23 protein-coding genes and 1 pseudogene are annotated in these 23,420 nt (G+C 69.7%); 16 read left to right on the top strand and 8 right to left on the bottom strand.

The window, feature by feature from the left end:
• Positions 1 to 187 precede the first annotated feature (187 nt).
• Positions 188 to 1,444: an amidohydrolase gene (locus tag Adu01nite_RS04185; RefSeq protein ID WP_203724964.1), complete on the top strand. Its 1,257-nt coding sequence runs from the start codon at positions 188 to 190 to the stop codon at positions 1,442 to 1,444.
• Between the two features lie 48 nt (positions 1,445 to 1,492).
• On the opposite strand, the gene Adu01nite_RS04180 is transcribed toward Adu01nite_RS04185, so the two are convergent.
• Positions 1,493 to 2,371: a DUF4349 domain-containing protein gene (locus Adu01nite_RS04180; protein ID WP_239132117.1), complete on the bottom strand. Its 879-nt coding sequence runs from the start codon at positions 2,369 to 2,371 to the stop codon at positions 1,493 to 1,495.
• Positions 2,372 to 2,594: 223 nt separating this feature from the next.
• Between Adu01nite_RS04180 and Adu01nite_RS04175 the strand changes: the two genes are divergently transcribed.
• The 4 genes from Adu01nite_RS04175 to Adu01nite_RS04160 all read left to right on the top strand — a co-directional run bounded on the left by Adu01nite_RS04175 (position 2,595) and on the right by Adu01nite_RS04160 (position 6,048).
• Positions 2,595 to 3,227, top strand: a complete 633-nt coding sequence (locus Adu01nite_RS04175; protein ID WP_203724960.1) for an MBL fold metallo-hydrolase — start codon at positions 2,595 to 2,597, stop codon at positions 3,225 to 3,227.
• A 1-nt stretch (position 3,228) separates the two neighbouring features.
• Positions 3,229 to 4,149 carry a hypothetical protein gene (locus tag Adu01nite_RS04170; RefSeq protein ID WP_203724959.1) on the top strand — a complete coding sequence of 307 codons (921 nt, stop codon included), beginning with the start codon at positions 3,229 to 3,231 and terminating at the stop codon, positions 4,147 to 4,149.
• 103 nt (positions 4,150 to 4,252) lie between these two features.
• Positions 4,253 to 4,990, top strand: coding sequence for an SCO6745 family protein (locus Adu01nite_RS04165; protein ID WP_203724956.1), 738 nt, complete (start codon positions 4,253 to 4,255; stop codon positions 4,988 to 4,990).
• Between the two features lie 74 nt (positions 4,991 to 5,064).
• Complete coding sequence (locus tag Adu01nite_RS04160; protein ID WP_203724954.1) at positions 5,065 to 6,048, top strand: GNAT family N-acetyltransferase; 984 nt, start codon at positions 5,065 to 5,067, stop codon at positions 6,046 to 6,048.
• 2 nt (positions 6,049 to 6,050) lie between these two features.
• Here Adu01nite_RS04160 and Adu01nite_RS04155 read toward each other — a convergent pair whose 3' ends face one another.
• Positions 6,051 to 6,512 carry a gamma-glutamylcyclotransferase gene (locus Adu01nite_RS04155; RefSeq protein ID WP_203724951.1) on the bottom strand — a complete coding sequence of 154 codons (462 nt, stop codon included), beginning with the start codon at positions 6,510 to 6,512 and terminating at the stop codon, positions 6,051 to 6,053.
• 88 nt (positions 6,513 to 6,600) lie between these two features.
• Here Adu01nite_RS04155 and Adu01nite_RS04150 point away from each other — a divergent pair, with 88 nt between their 5' ends.
• Positions 6,601 to 8,001: an NAD(P)H-quinone dehydrogenase gene (locus Adu01nite_RS04150; protein ID WP_203724949.1), complete on the top strand. Its 1,401-nt coding sequence runs from the start codon at positions 6,601 to 6,603 to the stop codon at positions 7,999 to 8,001.
• Here Adu01nite_RS04150 and Adu01nite_RS04145 read toward each other — a convergent pair.
• Positions 7,931 to 8,668 (bottom strand): DedA family protein, encoded by a 738-nt coding sequence (locus Adu01nite_RS04145; protein WP_203724947.1) that lies wholly within the window; start codon positions 8,666 to 8,668, stop codon positions 7,931 to 7,933. The two genes, Adu01nite_RS04150 and Adu01nite_RS04145, sit on opposite strands and share 71 nt — an antisense overlap.
• A gap of 379 nt (positions 8,669 to 9,047) precedes the next feature.
• On the opposite strand from Adu01nite_RS04145, the gene Adu01nite_RS04140 reads away from it, so the two are divergent.
• The 5 genes from Adu01nite_RS04140 to Adu01nite_RS04120 all read left to right on the top strand — a co-directional run bounded on the left by Adu01nite_RS04140 (position 9,048) and on the right by Adu01nite_RS04120 (position 13,731).
• On the top strand, positions 9,048 to 10,622 hold the full coding sequence (locus Adu01nite_RS04140) for a circularly permuted type 2 ATP-grasp protein (RefSeq protein WP_203724945.1): 1,575 nt from the start codon (positions 9,048 to 9,050) through the stop codon (positions 10,620 to 10,622).
• Positions 10,616 to 11,554: an alpha-E domain-containing protein gene (locus Adu01nite_RS04135; protein ID WP_203724943.1), complete on the top strand. Its 939-nt coding sequence runs from the start codon at positions 10,616 to 10,618 to the stop codon at positions 11,552 to 11,554. The genes Adu01nite_RS04140 and Adu01nite_RS04135 overlap by 7 nt, the downstream gene beginning before the upstream one ends.
• An 85-nt stretch (positions 11,555 to 11,639) precedes the next feature.
• The gene (locus tag Adu01nite_RS04130) at positions 11,640 to 12,503 is read left to right on the top strand and encodes a transglutaminase family protein (protein ID WP_239132116.1); all 864 of its coding nucleotides are present in this window, start codon (positions 11,640 to 11,642) and stop codon (positions 12,501 to 12,503) included.
• Between the two features lie 5 nt (positions 12,504 to 12,508).
• Entirely contained in the window at positions 12,509 to 13,051 is a 543-nt protein-coding gene (locus tag Adu01nite_RS04125) for a GNAT family N-acetyltransferase (protein ID WP_203724941.1), read from the top strand.
• A gap of 44 nt (positions 13,052 to 13,095) precedes the next feature.
• Positions 13,096 to 13,731 (top strand): TetR/AcrR family transcriptional regulator, encoded by a 636-nt coding sequence (locus Adu01nite_RS04120; protein ID WP_203724939.1) that lies wholly within the window; start codon positions 13,096 to 13,098, stop codon positions 13,729 to 13,731.
• 46 nt (positions 13,732 to 13,777) lie between these two features.
• Here the strand turns inward: Adu01nite_RS04120 and Adu01nite_RS04115 are convergent, their stop codons facing one another.
• Positions 13,778 to 15,529, bottom strand: coding sequence for an acetyl/propionyl/methylcrotonyl-CoA carboxylase subunit alpha (locus Adu01nite_RS04115; protein ID WP_203724937.1), 1,752 nt, complete (start codon positions 15,527 to 15,529; stop codon positions 13,778 to 13,780).
• Positions 15,530 to 15,574: 45 nt separating this feature from the next.
• On the opposite strand from Adu01nite_RS04115, the gene Adu01nite_RS04110 reads away from it, so the two are divergent.
• The 3 genes from Adu01nite_RS04110 to Adu01nite_RS04100 are packed head-to-tail and all read left to right on the top strand — an operon-like array spanning position 15,575 to position 17,872.
• Positions 15,575 to 16,126 (top strand): PadR family transcriptional regulator, encoded by a 552-nt coding sequence (locus Adu01nite_RS04110; RefSeq protein WP_379130857.1) that lies wholly within the window; start codon positions 15,575 to 15,577, stop codon positions 16,124 to 16,126.
• Positions 16,127 to 16,168: 42 nt separating this feature from the next.
• Complete coding sequence (locus Adu01nite_RS04105) at positions 16,169 to 17,113, top strand: ATP-binding cassette domain-containing protein (protein WP_203724935.1); 945 nt, start codon at positions 16,169 to 16,171, stop codon at positions 17,111 to 17,113.
• Between the two features lie 3 nt (positions 17,114 to 17,116).
• On the top strand, positions 17,117 to 17,872 hold the full coding sequence (locus tag Adu01nite_RS04100) for an ABC transporter permease (RefSeq protein WP_203724933.1): 756 nt from the start codon (positions 17,117 to 17,119) through the stop codon (positions 17,870 to 17,872).
• Positions 17,873 to 17,967: 95 nt separating this feature from the next.
• Here Adu01nite_RS04100 and Adu01nite_RS04095 read toward each other — a convergent pair whose 3' ends face one another.
• The 4 genes from Adu01nite_RS04095 to Adu01nite_RS04080 all read right to left on the bottom strand — a co-directional run bounded on the left by Adu01nite_RS04095 (position 17,968) and on the right by Adu01nite_RS04080 (position 21,684).
• Positions 17,968 to 18,582, bottom strand: a complete 615-nt coding sequence (locus Adu01nite_RS04095; protein WP_203724931.1) for a Maf family protein — start codon at positions 18,580 to 18,582, stop codon at positions 17,968 to 17,970.
• Between the two features lie 104 nt (positions 18,583 to 18,686).
• On the bottom strand, positions 18,687 to 19,844 hold the full coding sequence (mycP, locus tag Adu01nite_RS04090; protein WP_203724930.1) for a type VII secretion-associated serine protease mycosin: 1,158 nt from the start codon (positions 19,842 to 19,844) through the stop codon (positions 18,687 to 18,689).
• Positions 19,841 to 21,208, bottom strand: a complete 1,368-nt coding sequence (locus Adu01nite_RS04085) for a hypothetical protein (RefSeq protein ID WP_203724928.1) — start codon at positions 21,206 to 21,208, stop codon at positions 19,841 to 19,843. Before Adu01nite_RS04085 ends, mycP begins: the two co-directional genes overlap by 4 nt.
• A gap of 44 nt (positions 21,209 to 21,252) precedes the next feature.
• Positions 21,253 to 21,684: a hypothetical protein gene (locus Adu01nite_RS04080; protein WP_203724926.1), complete on the bottom strand. Its 432-nt coding sequence runs from the start codon at positions 21,682 to 21,684 to the stop codon at positions 21,253 to 21,255.
• Positions 21,685 to 21,818: 134 nt separating this feature from the next.
• Here Adu01nite_RS04080 and Adu01nite_RS49060 point away from each other — a divergent pair, with 134 nt between their 5' ends.
• Together Adu01nite_RS49060 and Adu01nite_RS04070 are read left to right on the top strand one after the other, a co-directional pair.
• Positions 21,819 to 22,043, top strand: a complete 225-nt coding sequence (locus Adu01nite_RS49060; protein WP_438871067.1) for a hypothetical protein — start codon at positions 21,819 to 21,821, stop codon at positions 22,041 to 22,043.
• A gap of 79 nt (positions 22,044 to 22,122) precedes the next feature.
• Positions 22,123 to 23,370, top strand: a pseudogene (locus tag Adu01nite_RS04070) (serine/threonine-protein kinase); the annotation flags it as partial.
• Positions 23,371 to 23,420 lie beyond the last annotated feature (50 nt).

The raw sequence follows: 23,420 nt of genomic DNA, 5'->3' as shown, positions 1-23,420 counted from the left end.
GATGCTGCGTTGGGAAGACACCCCGGGCATCCCCCGGACCTCTGCGGAGCGCTCTAATCAGGGCATTCGTGACCCTGCGCAATCCGGCGTGCACGGGAATGACGTTGCACAGCGTCACCAACATGGGTCTAAGCTGTCGCGCGTTGCGAAAACCCGACAAAACTTCGAGATCGATACGGAAACCGACGTGACTACTGCTCTGACGAGGCCCGACGAGGCCGAAGAGGAGTTGCCCGGGCCGTTGCCCGGTGCCGAGCCCCTGCCCGGTCAGCTCGACCGCTGGCTCGCCTCGCACGGTGCTGAGCTGGTAGCGATTCGTCGGCACATGCACGCCCACCCGGAGCGCTCGTTCCACGAGTTCGAGACCGCCGCCATGATCGCCCGCGAGCTGGCCGTGGCCGGTCTCTCGCCGCGGATGCTGCCCAAGGGCAACGGCGTGATCTGCGACATCGGCGAGGGCGACCGGGTCGTCGCGTTCCGGGCCGACCTCGACGCGCTGCCGCTGGCCGACCTCAAGGACGTGCCCTACCGGTCGACCGTCGACGGGGTGGCCCACGCCTGCGGGCACGACGTGCACACCACCGTGCTGCTCGGCCTCGGCCTGGCCCTGGCGCAGCTGGCCAAGCGGGGCGAACTGCCCGGCCGGGTCCGGCTGATCTTCCAGCCCGGCGAGGAGGCGATCCCGTCCGGAGCGCCCCAGGTGATTGCGGCCGGCGCCCTCAAGGACGTCGCCGCCATCTACGCGCTGCACTGCTACCCGCAGCTGCCGGCCGGCCTGGTCGGGGTCCGCTCCGGGCCGTTCACCGCCGCCGCCGACACGGTCAGCGTCAAGCTGACCGGCCCCGGCGGGCACACCGCGCGGCCGCACCTGACCGCCGACCTGGTGCACGCGCTGGGCCGGGTCATCGTGGACGTGCCGGCCCTGCTCGAGCGCCGGATCGACCCGCGCGCCGGGGTCTCGATGGTCTGGGGCGCGGTGCACGCGGGGAAGGCGTTCAACGCGATCCCCAGCGTCGGCGAGGCCTCCGGCACGGTCCGCATCCTCAACCGGGAGGCGTGGCGTGCGGCGCCCGAGCTGATCACCAAGCTGATCAAGGACGTGGTCGCGCCGACCGGCGCCGAGGTCGAGGTCACCTATCAGCGGGGTGTCCCGCCGGTGATCAACGACCGGATGGCGGCCGCGGTGATCGCCGGAGCGGCCGGGGCCGCGCTCGGCGCCGACCGGGTGGTCGAGGCCGAGATCAGCATGGGCGGCGAGGACTTCGCGTTCTACCTCGACCACGTGCCCGGCGCGATGATCCGGCTGGGCACCGGGGTGCCGGGCTCGGACGAGCGGCACGACCTGCACCAGGGCGACTTCGACGTGGACGAGAGCTGCATCGGCCACGGGCTGCGGGTGTTCGTGCACACCGCCCTGGCGGCGCTGTCGACCGGCGCTTTCTGATCCGTACCGGACGGCCCGCGAGATTGTGATCTCGCGGGCCGTTCCGTTCTAGTCCTTGTCGGCGGGCTTCGCCGGCGGTGCCGGTGGGAACGTCGGCAGCGGGCCGCCGGTGGCGGCCGGGGCGAGCGCGGGCTGGGCGGCCGGCGGCCGGTTCCGGGACCAGCGCTTGTAGGCCCACCACACCGCCCAGGCCGGCAGCCCGATCGCGATGATCCAGGGCAGCAGCGCACCCAGCACGGTCAGCAGCACGCCGAGCGAGGCCAGCAGCGCCTTCCAACCGGCCGAGAGCCCGCCGAGGAAGCCACCCGGATTGTCGTCCGGCTTCACCCCGGGCGACTCCGGCCCGAGGAACGTCACGGTGATCGTGGACAGCGCGGTGAGATCGGCCAGCCGCCGCTTCTTGGCCTGCAGCGACGCCAGGTCGGACTCCCGGGTGGCCACTTCCTTCTCCAGCATCACCAGGTCGTTCAGCGACTTGGCCTGGCTGAGCAGGTTGCGGCCGCTGGTCACCCGGGCCTGCTGCACCGCGATCCGGGCGTCCAGGTCGACGGTCTGCTCGGTGACGTCCTCGGTGCTGATCTCCCGGGACTCCTCGGTGCCCAGCTTGGACAGCTGGTCGACGCTGGTGGCGAACTTGTCGGCGGGCACCCGGATGGTGAGCGTGGCGGTGCCCGAGCCGGTGTTGCTGCTGCTGCGGTTGTCCCCGCCGATGAAGCCGCCGGCGGTCTGCGCGATGCCGGTGGCCTGCCCGGCTGCGGCGTTGACGTCCTTCACGCGGACCGAAGTGGAACCGCGATAGATGATCGACCGCTGATCGACGCCGAGGTCCGGGGCCTGCGCCGGGACGTTCTCGCCCTGGGCGGCATCCGGCGCCCGTTCCGCGGCCGCCTGCGGCTCGGCCGCGACCTTCGCTCCCGAGTCGGCCATCCCGGCCGAACTCGATGAGTTGTCCGAGGCGTCGGCACCGCATCCGGTAAGAATGATTCCCGCAGCGATCGCGGTGGTAATGAGCAAAGTCGTTCGTCTGAGGTGAACACGCATGGTTTTCTCCGATCCCCGTGGAGGCGTGCACCTGGGACGTGCGGCGCACGTCCACCGGTTCCGGCAGACTGCGTGATTAGCGGTTACGTTTCGGCAGCGGAGGGGTCCCGTGCGCATCACGAAGTACACGCATTCCTGTCTGCGGATCGACGGCGGTGGAGTGCTGGTGGTCGATCCGGGGGAATTCAGTGAAAGGTCCGCCCTCGACGGCGCGGACGCGGTGCTGATCACCCACGAGCACATCGATCACCTGGATCTGGCCGCGGTTGCCGAGGCGGCGGCGCGCAATCCGGCGCTGCGGGTCTTCGCCCACGCGGACGTGCTGCCCAAGCTCGCCGCCTTCGGCGACATCGCCACCGCGGTGGAGTCGGGCCAGGATTTCACCGCGGCGGGTTTCCAAGTTCGTGCGTACGGCGGTAAGCACGCGGTGATCCACCCGGACATTCCACGGATCGCGAACCTGGGCTTTCTGATCGCCGACGGCGACACGAACGTATTCACCCCGGGCGACTCGTTCACCGTTCCGGAGGACACGGTCGTGGACACGCTGTTCGTCCCGTTGAATGCTCCGTGGATGAAGCTGATGGAATCGATCGACTTCGTCCGGGCGGTCAAACCCGGGCGGGCCTATGCCCTGCACGACTCGCTGCTGACCGCGACCGGCGCGAAGATCTCCGACGGGCACCTGGAACGCTTCTCCGGCACCAGGTACGCGCACGTGGCGCCGGGGACCACGATCTGACGTGCCGAGCGCTACCGACGAGGTGATCCAGCGGCTCTACTCCGAGCCGCCGGAGGGTTTCGTGGCGACCCGCACCGCCGCGATCAACGAGGCCCGGGAGTCCGGCGACCGGGACACCGCGAAGCGCCTGGCCGCCCTCAAGAAGCCGACCGTGGCGGCCTGGGTGGTCAACCTGCTCGCACTACGCCGGCCGGAGCTGATCGAGGAGCTGGTCGAGCTGTCCGCCGCGTTGCGGGAGGCGCAGCGCGGCCTCGACGGCGAGCAGCTGCGGGAGCTGACCACGCAGCGGCGGCAGGTGGTGGCGGCGCTGGTCGGCGCGGCCCGGCGGCTGGCGCTGGAGGCCGAGCCGGGGGCGAAACTGCCGCTGGGCGAGGTGGAGGCGACGCTGACCGCGGCGCTGGCCGAGCCGTCGATCGCGGCCCAGGTGCGGACCGGGCGGCTGATCCGGGCCGCCACCTACGCCGGGTTCGGCGAGGTGCCGCGGCCGCGTCTGCGGCTGGTCACCGACGAAGCTTTTGACGAGCCGGACTCGGTGGAAGAGGACGAGGACGAAAGCGCCGAGGTCGTCGAGTTTCCGCAGCAGTCGGTCCGGGAGCGGGCCGCGGCCGAGCGGCGCCGGCGCGACTTCGAGCAGAAGCGCCGGGAGCTACGCCGCGAACTGAGTGCCGCGCAGTCGGCCGAGCGCCGCGCGGACGAGCAGTTGGAGCGGTCCGAGGCGGCCGAGCGGGACGCCGAGCATCTCGTCGAGGACCTCGACGCCGAACTGGCCGAACTGGAACGCCGCCGTACCGAGGCGCAGGCCGATGTGGCGCGGCGTAAACAGGCCCGGCGCTCGGCCGAGCGGGAGACCGCGGCGGCCCGCAGGCAGGTGGGCGACGTTCAGGCCGCGCTGGAGGATCTTGAATCGGACGAGCCGGATTGACCAACCGTGCCCCGCCGCCGCCCTTAACCGGACTAAAGCGTTTTTCCGGGGCCAGACGGGAAGAATATTTTCCAGATCGGGCGTGGGAGAGCACAATCGGCGCGTGACCCCCGAACAGGCTGCCGCCAATGCCAAAACGGGACTCGCAACGATCGTGGGCGCCTTTGCCGAGTCGCCACAGACGCTTCGCCGTGCGCGTCTGCTGGGATTGTCCGGTTGGGCCTACCACGTCTCCGCGCGGGCCGGTGCGCTCGGCGAGGTGAGACCCGAAACAGTGGCCGCGGCCATCGGCTTCATCGCCCCCGAGGCCGTCATCGACGGCTGGGAGGCGACCGCCAAGAGCTCCGCCCCGATGGAAGTGGCCACCTGGCACCTCCATGAGCTGTGCAAATGGGGCATCGAGCAGATCGGTGGCTTCCCCCGGGTGACCCGGCTGCTCGAGCTGACCGGCCGGGTGGTCGACGCGGTCGAGCATGCCGGGTTGCCGCTGTTCGCCGCGTGGCGGGCCATGCCGGTGCCCGATCAGGCGCCCGGCGCCCGGGCCGCGGTGACCCTGCACCTGCTGCAGGAGCACCGGCTCGGCGTGCACCTGGTGGCCGTGCGGGCCAGCGGGCTCACCCCGCTCCAGGCGATCATCGCCGGCCCGGAGGGGGAGACCGGCGCGGTCGCCTTCGGCTGGCAACCGCCCTACCCGCCGGCCGGGCCGATCGTGCGGCGGCTGCTGTGGGCCGACTCGGTGGCCGACGCGCTGGCCGGTCAGGCCTACGGGACGCTGGACATGGCCGAGCGGATCGAGCTGGTCGGCCTGCTGCAGTCGCTGAGCCAGCGCTTGGCCCGATAGAAACTGGCCCGATAGAAACTGGCTCGATAGAAATCGGTCGACAGACGCGGGCGGGTCGTGGTCGGATGCGCGCCATGACCGCCGCCGCGACGACCGCGCTGCCCGAGGGCTGGACCACTCGCCGGCCGAAGCTCGACGACGCCGAGGAGATCCTGGCCCTGGTGCACGCCAGCGACATCGCGGCGTTCGGCGAGCCCGACTGCACGCTCGACGAGGTGCGCGAGATGCTCACCGAGCCGAACACCGACATGTCCCGCGACTGCTGGATCGCGCTCGACCCGGCCGGCAAGATCATCGGCTGGGCCTACCCGCGCAACGCGAACCGGGGCGACCGCGACTTCGCCGACGTCTACATCTGGCCGGAGCACGGCCGGCCGGCCCTGCGCCCGCTGCTCGCCCTCCTGATGGACCGGATGGCCGAGCGGGCCGCCGAGTTCGGCCACGACCCGTACGAGGTGCGCGCCGGCGCCATCGCCAGCGAGGGGGAGTTGGTCGCGGCGCTCGAGGACGCCGGGTTCGCCTTCCTGAAACAGCACGCGCGGCTGCAGATGTCGCTGGCCGGGGTGCCGCTGACCGCGCCCGCGCCGCCGGCCGGGGTGACCGTGCGCGAGGTGCGCGGCGACGACGAGGGCGACCTGCGGGCCGTGCACTCGGTGATCTTCCGGGCCTTCGCCGACACCGATCATCTCGGCGCCGACTACGAGGCGTGGCGCACCCAGATCGGCAACGAGTCCTCGATCTCGTTCGACGAGTGGTTCGTCGCCGAGGTCGACGGCCGGGTCGTGGGGGCACTCCAGTCGTCCGACGCCGGCGTGGACGACAACGAGGGCTGGGTGAAGCGGCTCGGCGTGCTCCGGGCGTACCGGAAGCGGGGTGTCGGTGAGGCGCTGCTGCGCCGGGCCTTCGCCGTCTACGCCGCCAAGGGCCGGGCGAAGGTGGGCCTGGGCGTGGACATGGAAAATCCGACCCAGGCCATCCGGCTGTATTACGCGGTCGGCATGACCCCGCTGTACCAGGCGGACGTCTACCGCACCTACGTGACCGCCCGGGCCCGCTGAATTCAGACTTCGGGCGCGGAGGTGGCGCTCGGGCGGTTGCGGACGTCCTCGACGTAGTCGTCGGGGGCGCCGGCCTTCTCGGCCGCGTTGGCGATCTCGGAGATGTACCACGCGGTGGGCAGGCCGCCCTCGTAACCGTCGTAGACGTAGACCCACGCGCTGAACTCGCCCTCGAGGGTCGAGACACGCACGGTGAGTTTCTGGTACGCCCCGGCGGTCACCCCCTCGACCTCGTCGAGTTGCGCCGCGTCCCAGGGGTGGACGTCGTAGAGCGACACGAACACGCGGTCGCCGGGCGACTCCACGATCGTGGTGACCGCGCCTTCCCAGCCCATTTCCCCCTCACCGGCGAAGGTCAGGCGCCAGCCTTCTATCCACCCCACGCCCACCATGGGCGAGTGCGGACAGTAGGCCCGCATGCGGGCCGGGTCGAGGTTTGAGCCATACGCGGCGTAGTGACGCACGGCGACGACGATAGCCGTATCGGGCGGTGGTGGAGAATACAGGGAGTGCGTGTCGGCACAGAACCCCTGAGCATGGAGGCAGAAAGTCGTGAGCCGGATCGTGATCATCGGTGGCGGACCGGGCGGATACGAAGCAGCCCTGGTCGCCGCCCAGCTCGACGCGGAGGTGACCCTCGTCGAGGCGGAAGGTCCCGGCGGCGCCTGCGTCCTGACCGACTGTGTGCCGTCCAAGACGTTCATCGCGAGCTCCGAGGTGATGACCGGTTACCGCCACAACGAGCGGTTCGGCATCCGCTCGTCCGGCCTCGACGGCGTGACCGTCGACGCGGTGGCGGTCAACGAGCGGGTCAAGAGGCTGGCCCTGGCCCAGTCGGGCGATATCCAGGCCAAACTCATCAAGGCCGGGGTCGAGGTGGTGCACGGCCGGGCGCTGCTCGGCGAGGACACCCTCGGCCACACCCACCAGGTGCTGGTGATTCCCGACGGCGGCGAGATGTACTCGGTCGAGGCGTCTACCGTGCTGATCGCCACCGGAGCTACCCCTCGGGTGCTGGCCACCGCGAAGCCGGACGGCGAGCGCATTCTCGACTGGCGGCAGGTCTACGACCTCACCGAGCTGCCCGAGCACCTCATCGTGATCGGCTCCGGCGTGACCGGCGCCGAGTTCGCCAGCGCCTACCTGGCGATGGGCACGAAGGTGACGTTGGTCTCCAGCCGCGAGCGGGTCATGCCGCACGAGGACGCGGACGCGGCGATGGCGATCGAGCGGGTGTTCCGCGAGCGCGGCATGACGATCCTCAACCAGTCCCGGGCCGAGTCGGTGGTCAACACCGGCGACGGCGTCCTGGTCACCCTCTCCGACGGCCGGACGGTCGAGGGCTCGCACGCCCTCATGGCGGTCGGTGCCGTGCCCAACACGGCCCAGCTGGGCCTGCGGGAGTACGGCGTGGATGTCGGCGACGGCGGTTACCTGACCGTCGACCGGGTGTCGCGCACCAACGTGCCCGGCATCTACGGCGCCGGCGACTGCACCGGCGTGCTGCCGCTGGCCAGCGTGGCCGCCATGCAGGGCCGGATCGCGATCTGGCACGCGATGGGCGAGGCGGTGGCGCCGCTGCGGCTTCGGACGGTCTCGGCGAACGTCTTCACCGACCCGGAACTGGCCACCGTCGGTGTCTCGCAGAACGAGGTCGACTCCGGCCGCACCCCGGCCCGCCAGGTGATGCTGCCGCTGACCGGTAACGCCCGCGCCAAGATGGCCGGCCTGCAGGACGGTTTCGTGAAGCTGTTCTGCCGCCCGGCCACCGGTCAGATCGTCGGTGGCGTGGTGGTGGCGCCGAAGGCCAGCGAGCTGATCCTGCCGATAACGATGGCGATCGAGAACAACCTGACCGTGGACCAGCTGGCCCACACGATCACTATCTACCCGTCGTTGTCGGGGTCGATCGCCGAGGCGGCACGTCAGCTGATGCAGCACGAGCTGCAGTGACGTCGGCGGCGCCGGCCGCGATGGCCTCGTCGACGTCCGCTTTCCGGCCGCCGAACAGGGCCAGGATCCAGCCGGCCGTGCCGAAGACGATCGCCGCGGTGGCGGCGATCGCGAACAGCCGCCAGGCCGACTGGGTGATCGCGGTACCGCCGATGTGACCGACGAGGCCGCCGTAGCCTGCCCAGCAGAGCGCGGCGGCCCCGTCGTACAGCACGAAGAGCTTGACCGGGTAACCGGTGCGGCCGGCCGCGAAGCCGGCCGCCATCCGCCCGCCCGGCACGAACCGGCAGAGCAGCAGCACCAGCGGCCCCGGCCGGCGCAGGCCGCGGGTGAAGCGGACCGCGGCCTTCTTGGTGCGTGACTCGGGGCGCGGGGTGTCGTCGTGCTTGGGGGCGCAGCGGGCGCGCAGGTTGGCGAGCCAGCCCTTGCCGACATGCCCGGTGGAGCGGCCGAGGAGGAACGCGATCGAGTCGCCGGTGAACATGCCGAGCGCGCCGATCGCGATCACCAGCGGAAGGTCCAGGTTGCCGTAGACGGTGAGCGCGCCGGATGTGATCATGATCGCCTGGATCGGCACCACCGGAACCATCGCGTCGACGGTCAGGAAGCCGAACAGCGCCAGGTAGGCCCACACCGGGGTGGCCATCATGGTCAGCAGTTCGGTCATCGGTTCGGCCACCTCACGGGCGTCAGGGTCTGCCACATTGTCGATGGGCGTACCTGAGAATGTGCTGTGCTCCAGCATGCGCCCTGATCAGGGCCCCGGAACGGTGATACCTGACACGGTATTGTCGCCGCCCTCCCGAAGTTCCGGGGCCGGTCCGCGCCGGTTATTTCCCTTTATTTCATTCTGCGGCGCCGCACGGGTTTTTCGCGTGCCGTCCTCCGGCGTACCGTGAGACTGCCGGTGACATCGAGTCCCCCGTTCTCGGTGTGGCCGGCCCCGGGCCGTCGGAAGGTCCCGTTCCGACGGCCCTCCTCATGTCGCACGACGAGCGGATTTCCTTCGTTACGCGCGTGCAATGAGCCGCCCGTAGATTCCTTGCATGGCGGATCTTTTCGAGGAGTACCGCCTCGGCCCCGGCTGGGACGAGATGTTCAGCGAGCTAGGCATGCCCCGGGAAAGTTACGAGGCCCTGCACGCGACTCTCCAGCCGTTGTCGAGTGCGGAACTGGGCATTCGTGCCGAGGTACTGGCCCGGGCGTTCCTCGACCAGGGCATCACGTTCGCGCTCAAGGGCGTCGAGCGTCCCTTCCCGCTCGACATCGTGCCGAGGATCATCGCGGCCGCCGAGTGGCGGTCGGTCGAGGTCGGCGTGGCCCAGCGCATCCGGGCGCTGGAGGCGTTCCTCGCCGATGTGTACGGCGCGGGTCAGGTGCTCGCCGACGGCGTGGTGCCGCGGCGGATCATCGCGACCAGCGCCCACTTCCTGCGCGCGGCGGCCGGCATCAACCCGCCCAACGGGGTCCGCATCCACGTCGCCGGGGTCGACCTGATCCGCGACGAGCAGGGGACGTTCCGCGTTCTCGAGGACAACGTGCGCATCCCGTCCGGGGTGAGCTACGTGATGGAAAACCGCCGCGCGATGGCCCAGGTGCTGCCCGAGGTCTTCGCCGCCACCCGCATCCTGCCGGTGGAGAGCTACCCCGGGATGCTGCTGCGGGCGCTGCGGGCGGCCGCGCCGGTCGGGGTCAACGACCCGACCGTGGTGGTGCTCAGCCCCGGCGTCTACAACTCGGCCTACTTCGAGCACGCGCTGATCGCCCGGGAGATGGGTGTCGAGCTGGTCGAGGGGCGCGACCTGGTCTGCGTCGGCAACGACGTGGCGATGCGCACCACCGCCGGTGAGCAGCGGGTCGACGTGATCTACCGGCGGATCGACGATGACTTCCTCGACCCGGTGCACTTCCGGGCCGACTCGGTGATCGGGGTCGCGGGCCTGCTCAACGCGGCCCGGGCCGGGCGGGTGACGATCGCCAACGCGGTCGGCAACGGTGTCGCCGACGACAAGCTGCTTTATACGTACGTTCCGGATCTGATCCGCTATTACCTGAACGAAGAGCCGCTGCTGCCGAACGTCGACACCTACCGACTCGACGAGCCCGGGGTTCTCGATCACGTGCTGACCCAGCTCGACCAGTTGGTGATGAAGCCGGTGGACGGCGCCGGTGGAGCGGGCATCGTGATCGGTTCTCAGGCCTCCGGGCAGGAGCTGCACGACGTACGGGAAAAGATCTTGGAAAATCCTCGGGGTTGGATCGCGCAGCGCGAGGTGAAGCTCTCGATGGTGCCGACCCTGATCGGCAATCGGCTGCGCGGGCGGCACGTCGACCTGCGGCCGTTCGCGGTCAACGACGGCGAGAAGATCTGGGTGCTGCCGGGCGGGCTGACCCGGGTGGCGCTGCCCGAGGGCGCGCTGGTGGTCAACTCCAGCCAGGGCGGCGGTTCCAAGGACACCTGGGTGCTCGCCGCCGAGGACGACCTGACGCCGTTCGAGGTGCCGCACCTGCCGGCCGCACCGGCACCGTTGCCGGCCGCCGCCAGCCCGGATCTCGGTCCGGGCGCGGCCGTCGCCGAAGAGCAGCAGCAACAACAGCAACAGGGGAGGCTGGCGTGCTGAGCCGGATAGCCGAGTCGCTCTACTGGATCGGCCGCTACGTCGAGCGGGCCGAGGACACCGCCCGCATCCTCGACGTCCACCTGCAGCGGATGCTCGCCGACCCGTGGACCCAGGAGGATGCGGCCTGCCGGTCGCTGCTGGGCGTGATGGGCATGCCCACCACCGACGGGCCGTTCACCTCGGCCCAGGTGGTCGGCCTGCTCGGCCTCGACGACCGGAACGCCTCCTCGGTGGTCGGCGCGCTCGCCGCCGCCCGGGAAAATGCCCGCGGCTCCCGGGAGACGGTCTCCTCGGAGATGTGGGAGTGCCTCAACTCCACCTGGCACGGCCTGCCCAACGCCCGGCGGCGGGTCGAGCAGCAGGGCGTGCACGCGTTCTTCCGCTGGGTGCGGGAGCGCTGCGCGGTGATGGCCGGGCTGACCGACGCGACCATGAGCCGTGACGAGGGCTGGCTGTTCCTGGTGCTCGGCCGCAGCGTGGAACGGGTCGACATGACCGCCCGGCTGCTGCGCACCCATGAGCGGGCCGGCGGCAGCATCCCGACCTGGATGACCCTGCTGCGGTCGAGCGGGGCCTGGGAGACGTTCCTGCGTACCTACCGGGGGTCGCTCGACGACCGGCACGCGGCCGAGTTCCTGCTGCTCGACCGGCTGTTCCCGCGGTCGGTGTTCGCGGCGCTCTCCACCGCGGAGAGCTGCCTGTCCGATCTGGAACCCGATCCGGGCCGGGCCGGGGTGGCCACCGACGCGCAGCGGATCGTCGGGCGGGCCCGCACCAACCTCGAGTTCCGCGGCGCGGACGATCTGATCGGCGACCTGTCGCCGGTGCTGGCCAGCCTGGAGAAGACGTGTTCGCAGGTGAATGACGCGGTGTCCCGGCGCTATTTCCGGCAGACGACCGCGGTCAACTGGGTGCGGGGAGCGGTGGCATGACCGCCTGCACCGAGCGGCACTTCCGTGACTTGCACGCCCAGGCCGCAGGCGAGGGCCAGAAGGGCATGCCCAAGGAGGGCTCAGCATGACGGTGGACAGCTGGCGACTTCGGATTCAGCACAAGAGCGGGTTCGACTATGCGGGGCCGGTGAGCTCGTCCTACAACGAGGCCCGGATGTGGCCGCGTAACGAAGCCCGTCAGGCCGTGCTCGACGCCCGGGTGGAGGTGTGGCCGCCGGCCCGCACCTACCGCTACGAGGACTACTGGGGGACCGTCGTCACCGCGTTCGACGTGCACGCCAAGCACGACGCGCTGACCGTGACGGCGACGTCGACGGTGGAGACTCTGCCGCCCGGCGACCTGCTCGAAGCGGGCGAAGGCTCCTCCTGGGAGGGGCTCACCCAGCCGGAGAGCGTCGACCGCTGGTACGAGCTGGTCCTGCCGACCAAGCGCACCGGCCTCGACGACGAGCTGAGCGGGATCGCGGCCGACATCAAGGCCGCGCACGCCACCCCGCACGCGGCCGCCCTCGCCGTCTGCGAGTTCGTGCGCGGCGAGGTCACCTATCAACCCGGCGCGACCGGCGTGCAGAGCGACGCACTGCACGCCTGGGAGCAGCGCAAGGGCGTCTGCCAGGACATCAGCCACCTGACCGTCGGGATGCTGCGCGAGATGGGCATGCCGGCCCGCTACGTCTCCGGCTACCTTCACCCGCAGCCCTCGGCCGCGATCGGTGACTCGGTGATCGGCCAGTCGCACGCCTGGGTCGAGTGGTGGGTGGGCCGGTGGACGGCCTTCGACCCGACCAACGGCGTCCCGGTGGGGGAGCGGCACGTCGTGGTCGGGCGCGGCCGGGAGTACGGGGACGTGCCGCCGCTCAAGGGTGTCTACGCCGGACCGAAGAGCACCGGACAGGGCGTCGAAGTGACGATCACTCGCCTACGCTGAGCGGCATGCCGGCCCTGATTCCCCCCACCGTCGACGTCCACGCCTCCTACCTGCGCGCGATGGCCGAGCACATCGCCGAGGGCCGGGGCGAGCCCGGCGACGGCAGCAACGTGGGGCAGTACATTCGGCAGTTCGGTGCCGGTTGGGCCGAGCGGCCGGAGTTCGAGCGGTTCGTCGGCAGCCTTCGGGCGCAGGAGCTGGAGGACACGCCGCGGCCGGCCACCTTCGTCCCGACGACGTCGCTGTGGTGGGTCGACGGCGACGAATACCTCGGCCGGTTGGGCATCCGGCACCGGCTCGCGCCGGGGCGGATGGGCGAACGCAACGGGCACATCGGGTACGACGTACGCCCGTCGGCGCGCCGGAAGGGGCACGCGTCGGCGATGCTGGGCGCGTCCCTGCCGATCGCCGCCACGCTCGGCCTGTCCTCGGTGCTGATCACCTGCGACGAGACGAACGACGCGTCCCGCCGGACGATCGAGCGCAACGGCGGGGTGCTGCACGACAAGCTCGACGAGAAGCTGCGCTACTGGCTGCCGACCGGTTAGGGCCTGTCCTCATCATCTTGTCAGCGACAAGTTAAGATTCGGCCATGGTCAAGCAGTCCTACCACCACGGTGACCTGCGCCGGGCCCTGTTGCAGGCCGCTGAGGAAGCGATCACCGAGCACGGCGTGGCCACCCTCAGCATGCGGGATCTGGCCCGCCGGGCCGGGGTCTCGCACGCGGCGCCCACCCACCACTTCGGAGACAAGGCCGGGCTGCTCACCGCGGTCGCCACGGCCGGCTTCGAGCAACTGGCCAAGGCGCTCGCCACCTCCCGGCTGGCCAGCAACAGCTTCATCGAGCTGGGGGTCACCTACATCCGGTTCGCGGTGACCCGCCGGGCCACCTTCGACGTCATGTGGCGCACCGATCTCTACCACGCCGACGATCCGGAGTTGCTTGCCGCGCGGGCGAAGGCGGCCGACGCGCTCTACGCCGCGGTGTCGGACCTGCCGGACGGTTTCCTGGCCCGCGCCGACGCCGACGGGCCGGCCCGCCCCGCGCGCGAAGGCACGGCCGAGACCGCGCCGCCCGAGGTGCGCACGGCCGGGCTGGCGGCGTGGTCGATGGCGCACGGGTTCGCCACGCTGTGGCTGACCGGCGCCTTCCCGGACCGTGAACTGGACCCGGCCGAAACCGCCCGGATCCTCTTCTCGGAGCTGTCCCGCGACTTCGCGCCGTAGCGCGAGCCCGTAGCGCGAGCCCCGTAACGCGAGCCCCGTAACGGGCTCAGTCGATCGAGCAGATCAGGGCGCCGGCCGTCACCGTGCCGCCCACCTCGACGGCCAGGCCGGAGATCGTGCCGGAGCGGTGCGCCTGCAAGGGCTGCTCCATCTTCATGGCCTCGACCACGACGATCGTGTCGCCCTCCTGCACCTCGTCGCCGTCGGAGACGGCGACCTTGACGATCGTGCCCTGCATCGGCGCGGTCAGCGCGGCACCGCCCGCGGCCGTCGTGGAAGCTTGCGCACCCGAGCGGCGGGAAGTCGGACGCTGCGGTTGGGCCGCGGTCCCACGCGTACCCGTCATAAGGGTTTTCGGGAGACTCACCTCGAGCCTCTTGCCGCCGACCTCGACCACCACGGTTTCTCGTTCGGCCGGCTCGGCCGTCGGTGCGGCCGCGCCGAACGGCTCGACGCCGCCCGCCCACTCCGTCTCGATCCACCGGGTGTGCACGGTGAACGGCTCGGCCGTGAACGCCGGATCGCGCACGACGGCCCGGTGGAACGGCAGCACGGTCGCGATGCCCTCGACCACCGTTTCGTCGAGCACCCGGCGGGAGCGTTCGAGCGCCTCCGCGCGGGTCGCCCCGATCACGATGATCTTCGCGAGCATCGAGTCGAAGTTGCCGCCGATGACGCTGCCCGCCTCGACGCCCGAGTCGACCCGCACGCCCGGCCCGAGCGGCCAGGCCAGCGCGGTGACCGTGCCCGGCGCCGGCAGGAAGTTGCGGCCCGCGTCCTCGCCGTTGATCCGGAACTCGATCGCGTGCCCGCGCGGCTCCGGGTCCTCGGTGAAGGGGAGCGGCTCGCCGTCGGCGATCCGGAACTGCTCGCGCACCAGGTCGATCCCGGCGGTCTCCTCGCTGACCGGGTGCTCCACCTGCAGTCGCGTGTTGACCTCGAGGAAGGAGATCGTGCCGTCCTGGCCGACCAGGTATTCCACCGTGCCGGCGCCGTGGTAGCCGGCCTCGCGGCAGATCGCCTTGGCGCTGTCGTGGATCTGGGCCCGCTGGGCCTCGGTGAGGAACGGTGCGGGCGCCTCCTCGACCAGCTTCTGGTGCCGGCGTTGCAGCGAGCAGTCGCGGGTGCCGACCACCACGACGTTGCCGTGGGTGTCCGCCAGGACCTGCGCCTCGACGTGCCGGGGCCGGTCGAGATAGCGCTCGACGAAGCACTCGCCGCGCCCGAACGCCGCGACCGCCTCGCGGGTGGCGCTCTCGAACAGCGACGGGATCTCCTCGATCGTGCGCGCGACCTTGAGACCGCGGCCGCCACCACCGAACGCCGCCTTGATCGCCACCGGCAGGCCGTTCTCCCGGGCGAATGCCACGATCTCCTCGGCGTCGACCGCCGGCTCGGCGGTGCCGGCCACCAGCGGCGCACCGGCCCGCTGGGCGATGTGCCGTGCGGTGACCTTGTCGCCGAGGTCGCGGATCGCCTGCGGGGTCGGGCCGATCCAGGTCAGCCCGGCGTCGATCACGGCCTGGGCGAACTCGGCGTTCTCGGAGAGGAAGCCGTAGCCCGGATGTACCGCGTCGGCGCCGCTGCGGGCCGCGACGTCGAGAAGCTTGTCGATGCGGAGGTACGTGTCGGCGGCGGTCTCGCCGGCCAACGCGAACGCCTCGTCGGCGAGCCGGGCCGGCAGACCGTCGCGGTCGCTGTCGGCGTAGACGGCGACGCTGGCCAAGCCGGCGTCCTGGCAGGCCCGGATCACCCGGACGGCGATCTCGCCTCGGTTGGCGACCAATACCTTGCGCATCGCCCGAGCCTAACGAAAGTTAACCGCAGATCTACCCTGTGAGTTGTGTCCACGACGCGCATGATGATTCTTGGCCTGGTTCAGTGGCTGCAGCCGGTGCACGGCTATGACGTGCGCCGCGAGTTGCTGAGCTGGAACGCCGACAAGTGGGCCAACATCCAGCCCGGTTCGATCTATCACGCGCTGCGCAAGCTCACCGAGGAAGATCTGCTCCGCGAGGTCTCCACCGAGCAGGTTGCCGGGCGGCCGGCCCGCACCACCTACGAGATCACCGACAAGGGCCGGGCCGAGTTCCAGTCGCTGCTGCGGGGCGACTGGTGGAACCTGGCCACGCCGACCGATCCGTTCATGGCCGCGTTCTCCTTCCTGCCGTTCCTGTCGCGCGAGGAGGCTGCGGCGGCGCTGCGCAACCGGGCCGCGCAGTTGCGGGTGGGCGTGCAGCAGTTGGAGGCGGCGACCAAGGCGGACTGGGCCGACCAGAAGCCGGTCTATGTGTCCTGGATGTGGGAGCTGACCATCGTCCGGTCCGAGGCGGAGATCCTCTGGTGCGAGCGCACGGCCAAGAAAATCGAAGCCGGTGAGTCGCCGGTCGCATAATCAAGTTTGACTAGTAAAACTTGATTAACCTACGCTGCCCGCATGATAGAGACTCGCGGGTTGCGCAAGTCGTTCAAGTCGCGCCAGGGGCGCGAGAAAAAGACCATCGAGGCCGTACGCGGTGTCGACCTCGACGTCGCCGAAGGCGAGATCTTCGGCTTCCTCGGCCCGAACGGGGCCGGCAAGACCACCACGCTGCGCATGCTCGCCACCCTGATCGAGCCGGACGGCGGCAGCGCGACCATCGCCGGCGCCGACCTCCGCGCCGACCCCGGGGAAGTGCGCCGCCGGATCGGGTACGTCGCACAGGGCGGCAGCACCTGGGACGGATCGACCGCCCGCGAGGAGTTGGTGCTCCAGGCCCGGCTCTACGGCGTCAGCAAGGCGGACGCCCGCGCCCGCACCGCCCAGGTCCTCGAGGCGTTCCAACTGTCCGAGTACGCCGACCGCAAGTGCCAGACCTACTCCGGTGGGCAGCGCCGACGGGTCGACATCGCGCTCGGCATCATCCACGAACCCAAGGTGGTCTTCCTCGACGAGCCCACCACCGGCCTCGACCCGCAGAGCCGGGCCCACATGTGGGACGAGGTCCGCCGTCTGCGCGCGGAGGGCATGACGGTCTTCATCACCACGCACTACCTCGACGAGGCTGACGCGCTCTGCGACCGGATCTCCATCATGGACAACGGCGAGATCGTCGCCTCCGGCACGCCTTCCGAACTGAAAAGGGAAATCTCCGGCGACGTTGTTCGGGTCGGACTCGCGCCCGGCTCGATCTCTGCCGCTGCGCAAGCCCTCAATGCCTACAAGATTGAGACGTACGACGACAGCGTGCGCCTCTTTGTCGAAGACGGCGCCGTGGCCATTCCGCAGATCCTGCGCGCCCTGGACGCCGCCGACGTGCCGCTGGGCGGGATCGAGCTGCGCCGGCCCAGCCTCGACGACGTCTTCCTCACCAAGACCGGCCGATCCCTGCGGGAGAGCTGAGCGATGAAGCTGCTGCGCGACACTTCACTGATCTTCCAGCGGCAGGCTCAACTACTGCTGCGCAATCCGGTCTGGATCCTGGTCGGCGTCTTCCAGCCGGTGATGTATCTGTTGCTGTTCGCCCCGCTGCTCAAACCGGCACTTCAGGTGAACTCCAACGCGGAGGCGTACGAAATCTTCGTCCCCGGCCTGTTGGTTCTGCTCGCGATCTTCGGGGGCCTGTTCCAGGGTTTCGGGCTGATCGCCGAGCTGCGGGCCGGGGTGATCGAGCGCTCCCGGGTGACCCCCGTGTCGCGGCTGGCCCTGCTGCTGGGCCGATCGCTGCGCGACGTGGTCTCGCTGATCGCCCAGGCGGTGATCATCACGCTGCTGGCCCTGCTCTTCGATCTGCGCGTGTTCATCGGGAACCTGCTGCTCGCGTACCTGATGCTGGCGCTGATCTCACTGATGACCTCGGCCCTGAGCTACGGCATCGCGCTCGTCGTGAAGAGCGAGGACGCGCTGGCGCCGCTGATGAACACGGTGGCCCAGCCGGTGCTGCTGCTCTCCGGCATCCTGCTGCCGCTGACCTTCGCCCCCGGTTGGCTGCAGGGCATCGCCGATTGGAACCCGTTCTCGTGGGCGGTCAACGGCACCCGGGCCCTGTTCCGGGGTGACCTGGGCGCCCCCGATGTCTGGCAGGGCCTGCTGATCATGGCCGTGCTGGCGCTGCTCGCCGTCCTGTGGGCGGCTCGGGAGTTCTCCCGCAGCGTGCGCTGAGGCTCTCCGGTTTCGCCGCTTTGTGGCGGGCCTTGCCGCTTTGTGGCGGGCCTTGCCGCTTTGTGGCGGGCCTTGCCGCTTTGTGGCGGGCCTGGTCAGGCCCGCCACAAAGCGGTGATCGAGACGCCCATCTCGATGAGGAGCTTCCGCAGCAGCGGAAGGGAAAGCCCGATGACGTTGCCCGGATCCCCTTCGATCCGCTCGACGAAGGCGCCACCGCGCCCGTCCAGCGTGAAGGACCCGGCCACGTTGAGCGGCTCGTCGGTGGCGACGTAGGCCGCGATCTCCTCGTCAGTGACGTCGGCGAAATGCACCACGGTGGTGCCGACCCCCTCGGCCTGCTTGCCGCTGACCAGCCCGGTGAGGTGATGACCGGTGTGCAGCACGCCCGAGCGACCGCGCATCATCGACCAGCGCTTGGCCGCTTCGGTGGCGTTGGCCGGCTTCCCGAAGATCTCCCCCTCGAACGCCAGCACCGAGTCACACCCGAGCACCAGAATCCCCGGATCGGCCGGAAGCTCGGCGGCGATGGCCCGAGCCTTCATCCGCGCCAGCGCGAGACAGAGCGAGTAGGCATCGGTGGCTTCCACGGTGGACTCGTCGACGCCACTGACCAGGACCTCGGCGTCAATGCCGGCAGCGGAGAGAAGGGCGCTCCGGGCCGGACTGGCCGAGGCGAGGACCAGCCGGTACGCGATGTCGTTCTGCACGCTTCCGAGGTTACAAGCCCCGGCCCCACCGAAGGTGCACAGAACGCCGCGTTTCCGCCCTTAAGCCACATAAGTTCCAGGCGGGGCGGCTTGTCACGGCCCGGTCAGAAGCTCCGGCGCCGCCGAATAACCAGCGCAGCGACGAGACCACCGGCCACCACAAGGCCCGCAACTAGCCCGAGCACGAGCGGCGTGCTGCTGGAAGCCGGTTCCGGCTCGGCCTGCGGCGGCGGCACGGTGGTCGCGGCCGGATCGATATAGCCGGGCGCGGTGGACGCGGTAGTGGAGGCCGAACTGGGCGGGGTCGACTGAGCGGTTCCCTCGAGCAGGGGTACGTCTGCGGTAAGTGCCTTGAGCACGTTCAACCGTCCGAACCCACATTCGGCATCCCGCCCGGGTGGCCCGATGTCATCCGCGGTGGCGGTGAGGCGATTGATGACGTCCTTGGCTGACAAGTCCGGAAACTTGGCACGAACCAGAGCGGCCGCTCCTGAGACTATCGCGGTCGAGTCGGACGTGCCTGAGGCGAGGGAGTAGCCGCCGTTCGGCGTCGTGGAAATCATGTCGACGCCTGGCGCGCAGATCTGGACCTTCGCGTCCTTCACCGAAATAGCCGCACGCTTTCCGTCGCGCCCGGTCGCACCGACCGCCAGAACTCCGTCAAACGCGGCGGGATAGCCGATGACAAGGTCGTGCGGGGCATTGCCGACCCCGGCAACCACGACGACATTGCGCTCCAGCGCTCGGGCAACGGCATCTTCCACGTCGAAGTCAGGTCCGCCGACCAAAGAAATGTTGATCACCGAGGCGCCGTGGTCTATCGCGAAGTTCATTCCCTTCGCAAGAGCGTCGGTGCTCTTACCTTCTGCGCTCTGTGCCACCCGGATCGGCAGAATCTTCGCGGACGGGGCGATGCCCTGCATTCCTTTGTTTCCAGCGCCTCCGTGAGCCGCGATCAATCCAGCAATGCGCGTTCCGTGGCCCTGCTGGTCGTTTTGGCCGTTGCCGGACCCGGAGACGGTTTCGTCAGCTCCGCTGAGGAGGTTCTTCCGTAGATCCGGATGCGGGGAAGTGCCCGTATCGATTACGGCGACGGTAACGCCCTGCCCAGTGGTTATGGATCTGGTCTGCGGTGCATTCACGCTGCGCAGATACCATTCTTGATCGCGAACACTGTCGGCGTAGGCGGCGGTTGCTGGAAGTGAGGCGGCCGCAACAATGCCAATTGCTGCGGCCGCACTCGCTATGCGGAAGCTTTTCAATGGAGCCCGATCGCCGGTCCTGGATCGATGTGCTGGTCCCGGGCCGGAAGAACAACAGGGTCCACGCCTTCGGCGGTCTCCCAAGGATTGTCCGGATCCCACCGAGTATCCGTGGCATCCTCGCGGCGACCTGACCTACGTCCAGATCCCTGGCCGTAAGGGCCGCCGCCCATCGGGCGTTCACCCGCGACCGATGATGCTCCGCCCAGTCCGCGCCTGGCTCCTGATGCGCCTTCGGCTTCACCGATGACACCGCCGACCGGGTTGATGCGTCTCGTGCTCGCTCCGCCGGTGCGGCCCGGCTGTGAGTGCCCAGCGCCGACACCGGGCGTGCCGCCGATAAGGCCGCCGGGAGGCATTGCGCGCGTGCCTTCCGGCAGGGAGCCCGGCCGAATCAGGCCCTCGCGAGGCAGTCCTCCGATGCGGCCGGCGCCAGTGGAAGGCGTCGGAAGCAGCGGTTTGCCGCCGCCGCTGGGCAGAAGTGGATTACTGGCCGGAAGAACACCGGTGTTGGTGAACGGTCCGGTCCCGGTGGGGATGCTCGGCGAAATCGGACCCGACCCAACCGGAGTGACGGGTGTCGGGGCCAGCGGCTGTGTGCCTCCGAGAACAAGGCCCGGCTGCTGGGTGCCGAGTCCTGGCTGTGTGACCGGCGTCGGATTTGTCGCGACAGGCGAGGTCGGGAAGGTGGCGGAAGGCCGCGTCGAGTTCGAGGTGGTGGAGCTGCTGCCCCCGGCTCCGATGGGCGTGATCGGAGGCAGCGGCGGGGCCACGTAGGTTGATCCGTCGCCCGGCTTGCTGGGGTCTTCGACGATCTTCAGCGCTTTGAAATCCGGCGGCTTGACCAGCTTGATCTGCGATTGGGCCAGGTCGGTACTGACTCCGCTGAGCATGGTGACGGCCTTGATTCGCAACTCTTCTTGCCGACCGGGTGCCACCGGTGGTTCTTCCCCACTGGGGCTGGGTGTCGGGGTCGGCGTGTTGCTCGACTGAGCCTGCTGCTGCTTCGCGTTGAAGTCGACGAGGAGTGACTCGTTGGCCTTGTACTCCTTGTAGATCTTTTCCATCTCGACCTGAGCCTGATAGATAGACCCGGTCGCCCTGGAGACGGCGTCGTAGTTCGCAAGAGATGCCTCGTACGTCGCCTTCAGGTTGTCGATCATCAGGTTGAGCCGAGTGATGTACTCGTCCGCGGCCTTGCTCTTCGCGGGCGGCCAAGCCGCAGCAAGGTTGTCCCGATAGCTCTCTACCTGGAACCGGTGCTCATTGATCAGCTCAGCTGATCGCTTCCATCCGGTGACGAGGTCCCACTGGCCGTCCGTGTTCGGGTTCTGGATGAGCTCTTGCATCTTGTCGACGGTCATCGACTCCCAAGGAGTACCGCCGCCACCGCCCGCTGCCTCAAGCATCAGCCGTTCCCTTCCGTGGCCGACGGGCTGTCCATCGAGGGGAGGTTGTTGAAAGCCCGGTCAACGTCCTTGACGCTCGCTTGGGCAAAGGCATCGGATCCGCTGTATCTCTTGCCGATGTCCTGGGCAACCACGGCGAAGTCTTGCGTGCCGTTCGCGTAGTTGTACACGTTTTGGTGAGCGACGTCCGCCACGTCGCGGTGAGCTGACAAGAAGGTCAGGAGCTCGATGAACTCGCTTGGCGGATCCGGCAGTCTGGTCGACATGGCCTCGGTCACCGTGGATAGGTGGGGCGCATAGTTGTCTTCAACCGTCGCGGACAGCTTCGAGGCGAACTGTTCCATCGCGTCGATGTCGGCCTCAATCTGGCCGAAGTCCGTATATCCGTAGTCGCGGAGCCATGCCGGCCCGCGGTCCTCGTCAGGAATCATGCCCTGGCCTCCCCCGAACGAACCTCTCGGACACCGGCGCAAAACCGGCGAACCATCAATGAGAGTAATCCGTCGCCGCCAACACCGGGGGCCCACACTACCGCCTGTGGACAGTCGATTTCGATCGACCGGGAGTGATCTACCTGGGCAAGGTCGACCGGCGCCAGCCGGAAGCGGGCATCGACGGGCGTGCGGATCTGGTCCAGTTGGACATCGACGCAGGGCGGGAAGGCGCATCTACCGAGGTGGATCGGGCTGCCAGTACCGTGACCAGGGCGGCCAGCTCCAAGTCGGTCGGCGCGCCGCGCACTACGCTGACCAGCGGTTCCTTATCCATCGACCGAGCGTACGACGTCTAGGGGGATATCCGGTGACACGCGTCCCACACTCGGCTGATCGATTCGCTGCCGCTGGACATGACCGGGTATTTTCTGCGTGATGTCTCCTTCTCCCCCAGCCGTAGTCGCTGACCGTTACCGGCTTGTCGCGCCGCTCGGTCAGGGCGGGATGGGTCGTGTCTGGCGGGCGACCGATGTCGTCCTGCACCGTGAGGTGGCGATCAAAGAGCTCGTGCCGCCTCCGGGGTTGACCCCGGGGGAGCGGCAGGAGATGCGTGAGCGCTCACTGCGTGAGGCGCGTGCCATCGCCCGGCTCAACAACATCAACGTGGTGCGCGTCTTCGACGTGCTGAGCACGGACGCCGACCCGTGGATCGTCATGGAGTACGTTCCGTCCCGCTCGCTGCAGGACATCCTCGCCGCCGACGGGCCGTTCTCGCCGGTCCGCACCGCCGAGATGGGGCTGGGCGTGCTCGGCGCGCTCCGGGCCGCTCACCGGGCCGGCGTGGTGCACCGCGACGTGAAGCCGGGCAACGTGCTGATCGGCGCGGACGGCCGGGTCGTGCTCACCGACTTCGGGCTGGCCACCGTGCCGGGTGACCCCAACGTCACCCGAACGGGTCTGGTGCTGGGCTCCCCGGCGTACATCGCTCCGGAGCGCGCTCGGGACGGCACGGCCGGTCCCGCCGCCGACCTCTGGTCGCTCGGCGCCACTCTTTACGCCGCGGTGGAGGGCGCTTCGCCGTTCGCCCGCCCGTCGGCGATTGCCACGCTGGCCGCGCTGGCCACCGAGAATCCGCCGCCGGCCCGCAACGCCGGTCCGCTGAAGCCGGTGCTCAACGGTCTGCTCCGCAAGGATCCGACGCACCGGATCAACGCGGAGGAGGCGGAGCGCCTGCTCAACCGCGCGTTGGGCCGCCGGTCGAAGCTCAGCTTCCCGATGAGTCCGACGATGCGCCGGCCCGGGGTGGGCCGGGAGCGTCCCGCGTTGACGTCGCCGACCAATGCGACGCCGGTCGTTCCGGGTCCGCGTCCGCCGGTCGCGCCGGCTCGGCCGGTCGATCCGCCGGGTCGTCCGGCCGTGTCGGGTGGTCGCCCGGCGGCCGGCGAGGGCCGGCCGCCGGTCTATGTGCCGGGTAAGGCTCCGGTCGGGCGTCCCGACACGCCGACCAAGGTCGACGGGCAGAAGGTCGACGCGCCCCGGCTGGACGCGACGCGCCTGGACACCCCTCCGGTCAAAGACGACAAAACCACCTTCATGGGTACGCGTGGCGGGTCCACAACCGCAGGGTCACCGCCCCCAGCTGCTCGACAGACGAGCCCGGCGAACTCCCCGACCCACACGAACCGTGGCGAGCGCGCCGGTTTCACCGCGGCCGACGTAGCCGCGAACCGCCG

The organism is Paractinoplanes durhamensis (genome assembly GCF_016862175.1).
Lineage (GTDB): Bacteria > Actinomycetota > Actinomycetes > Mycobacteriales > Micromonosporaceae > Actinoplanes > Actinoplanes durhamensis.
The sequence above is the reverse complement of the archived record's forward strand: the minus strand, read 5'-3'. Positions and strand labels throughout refer to the sequence as shown.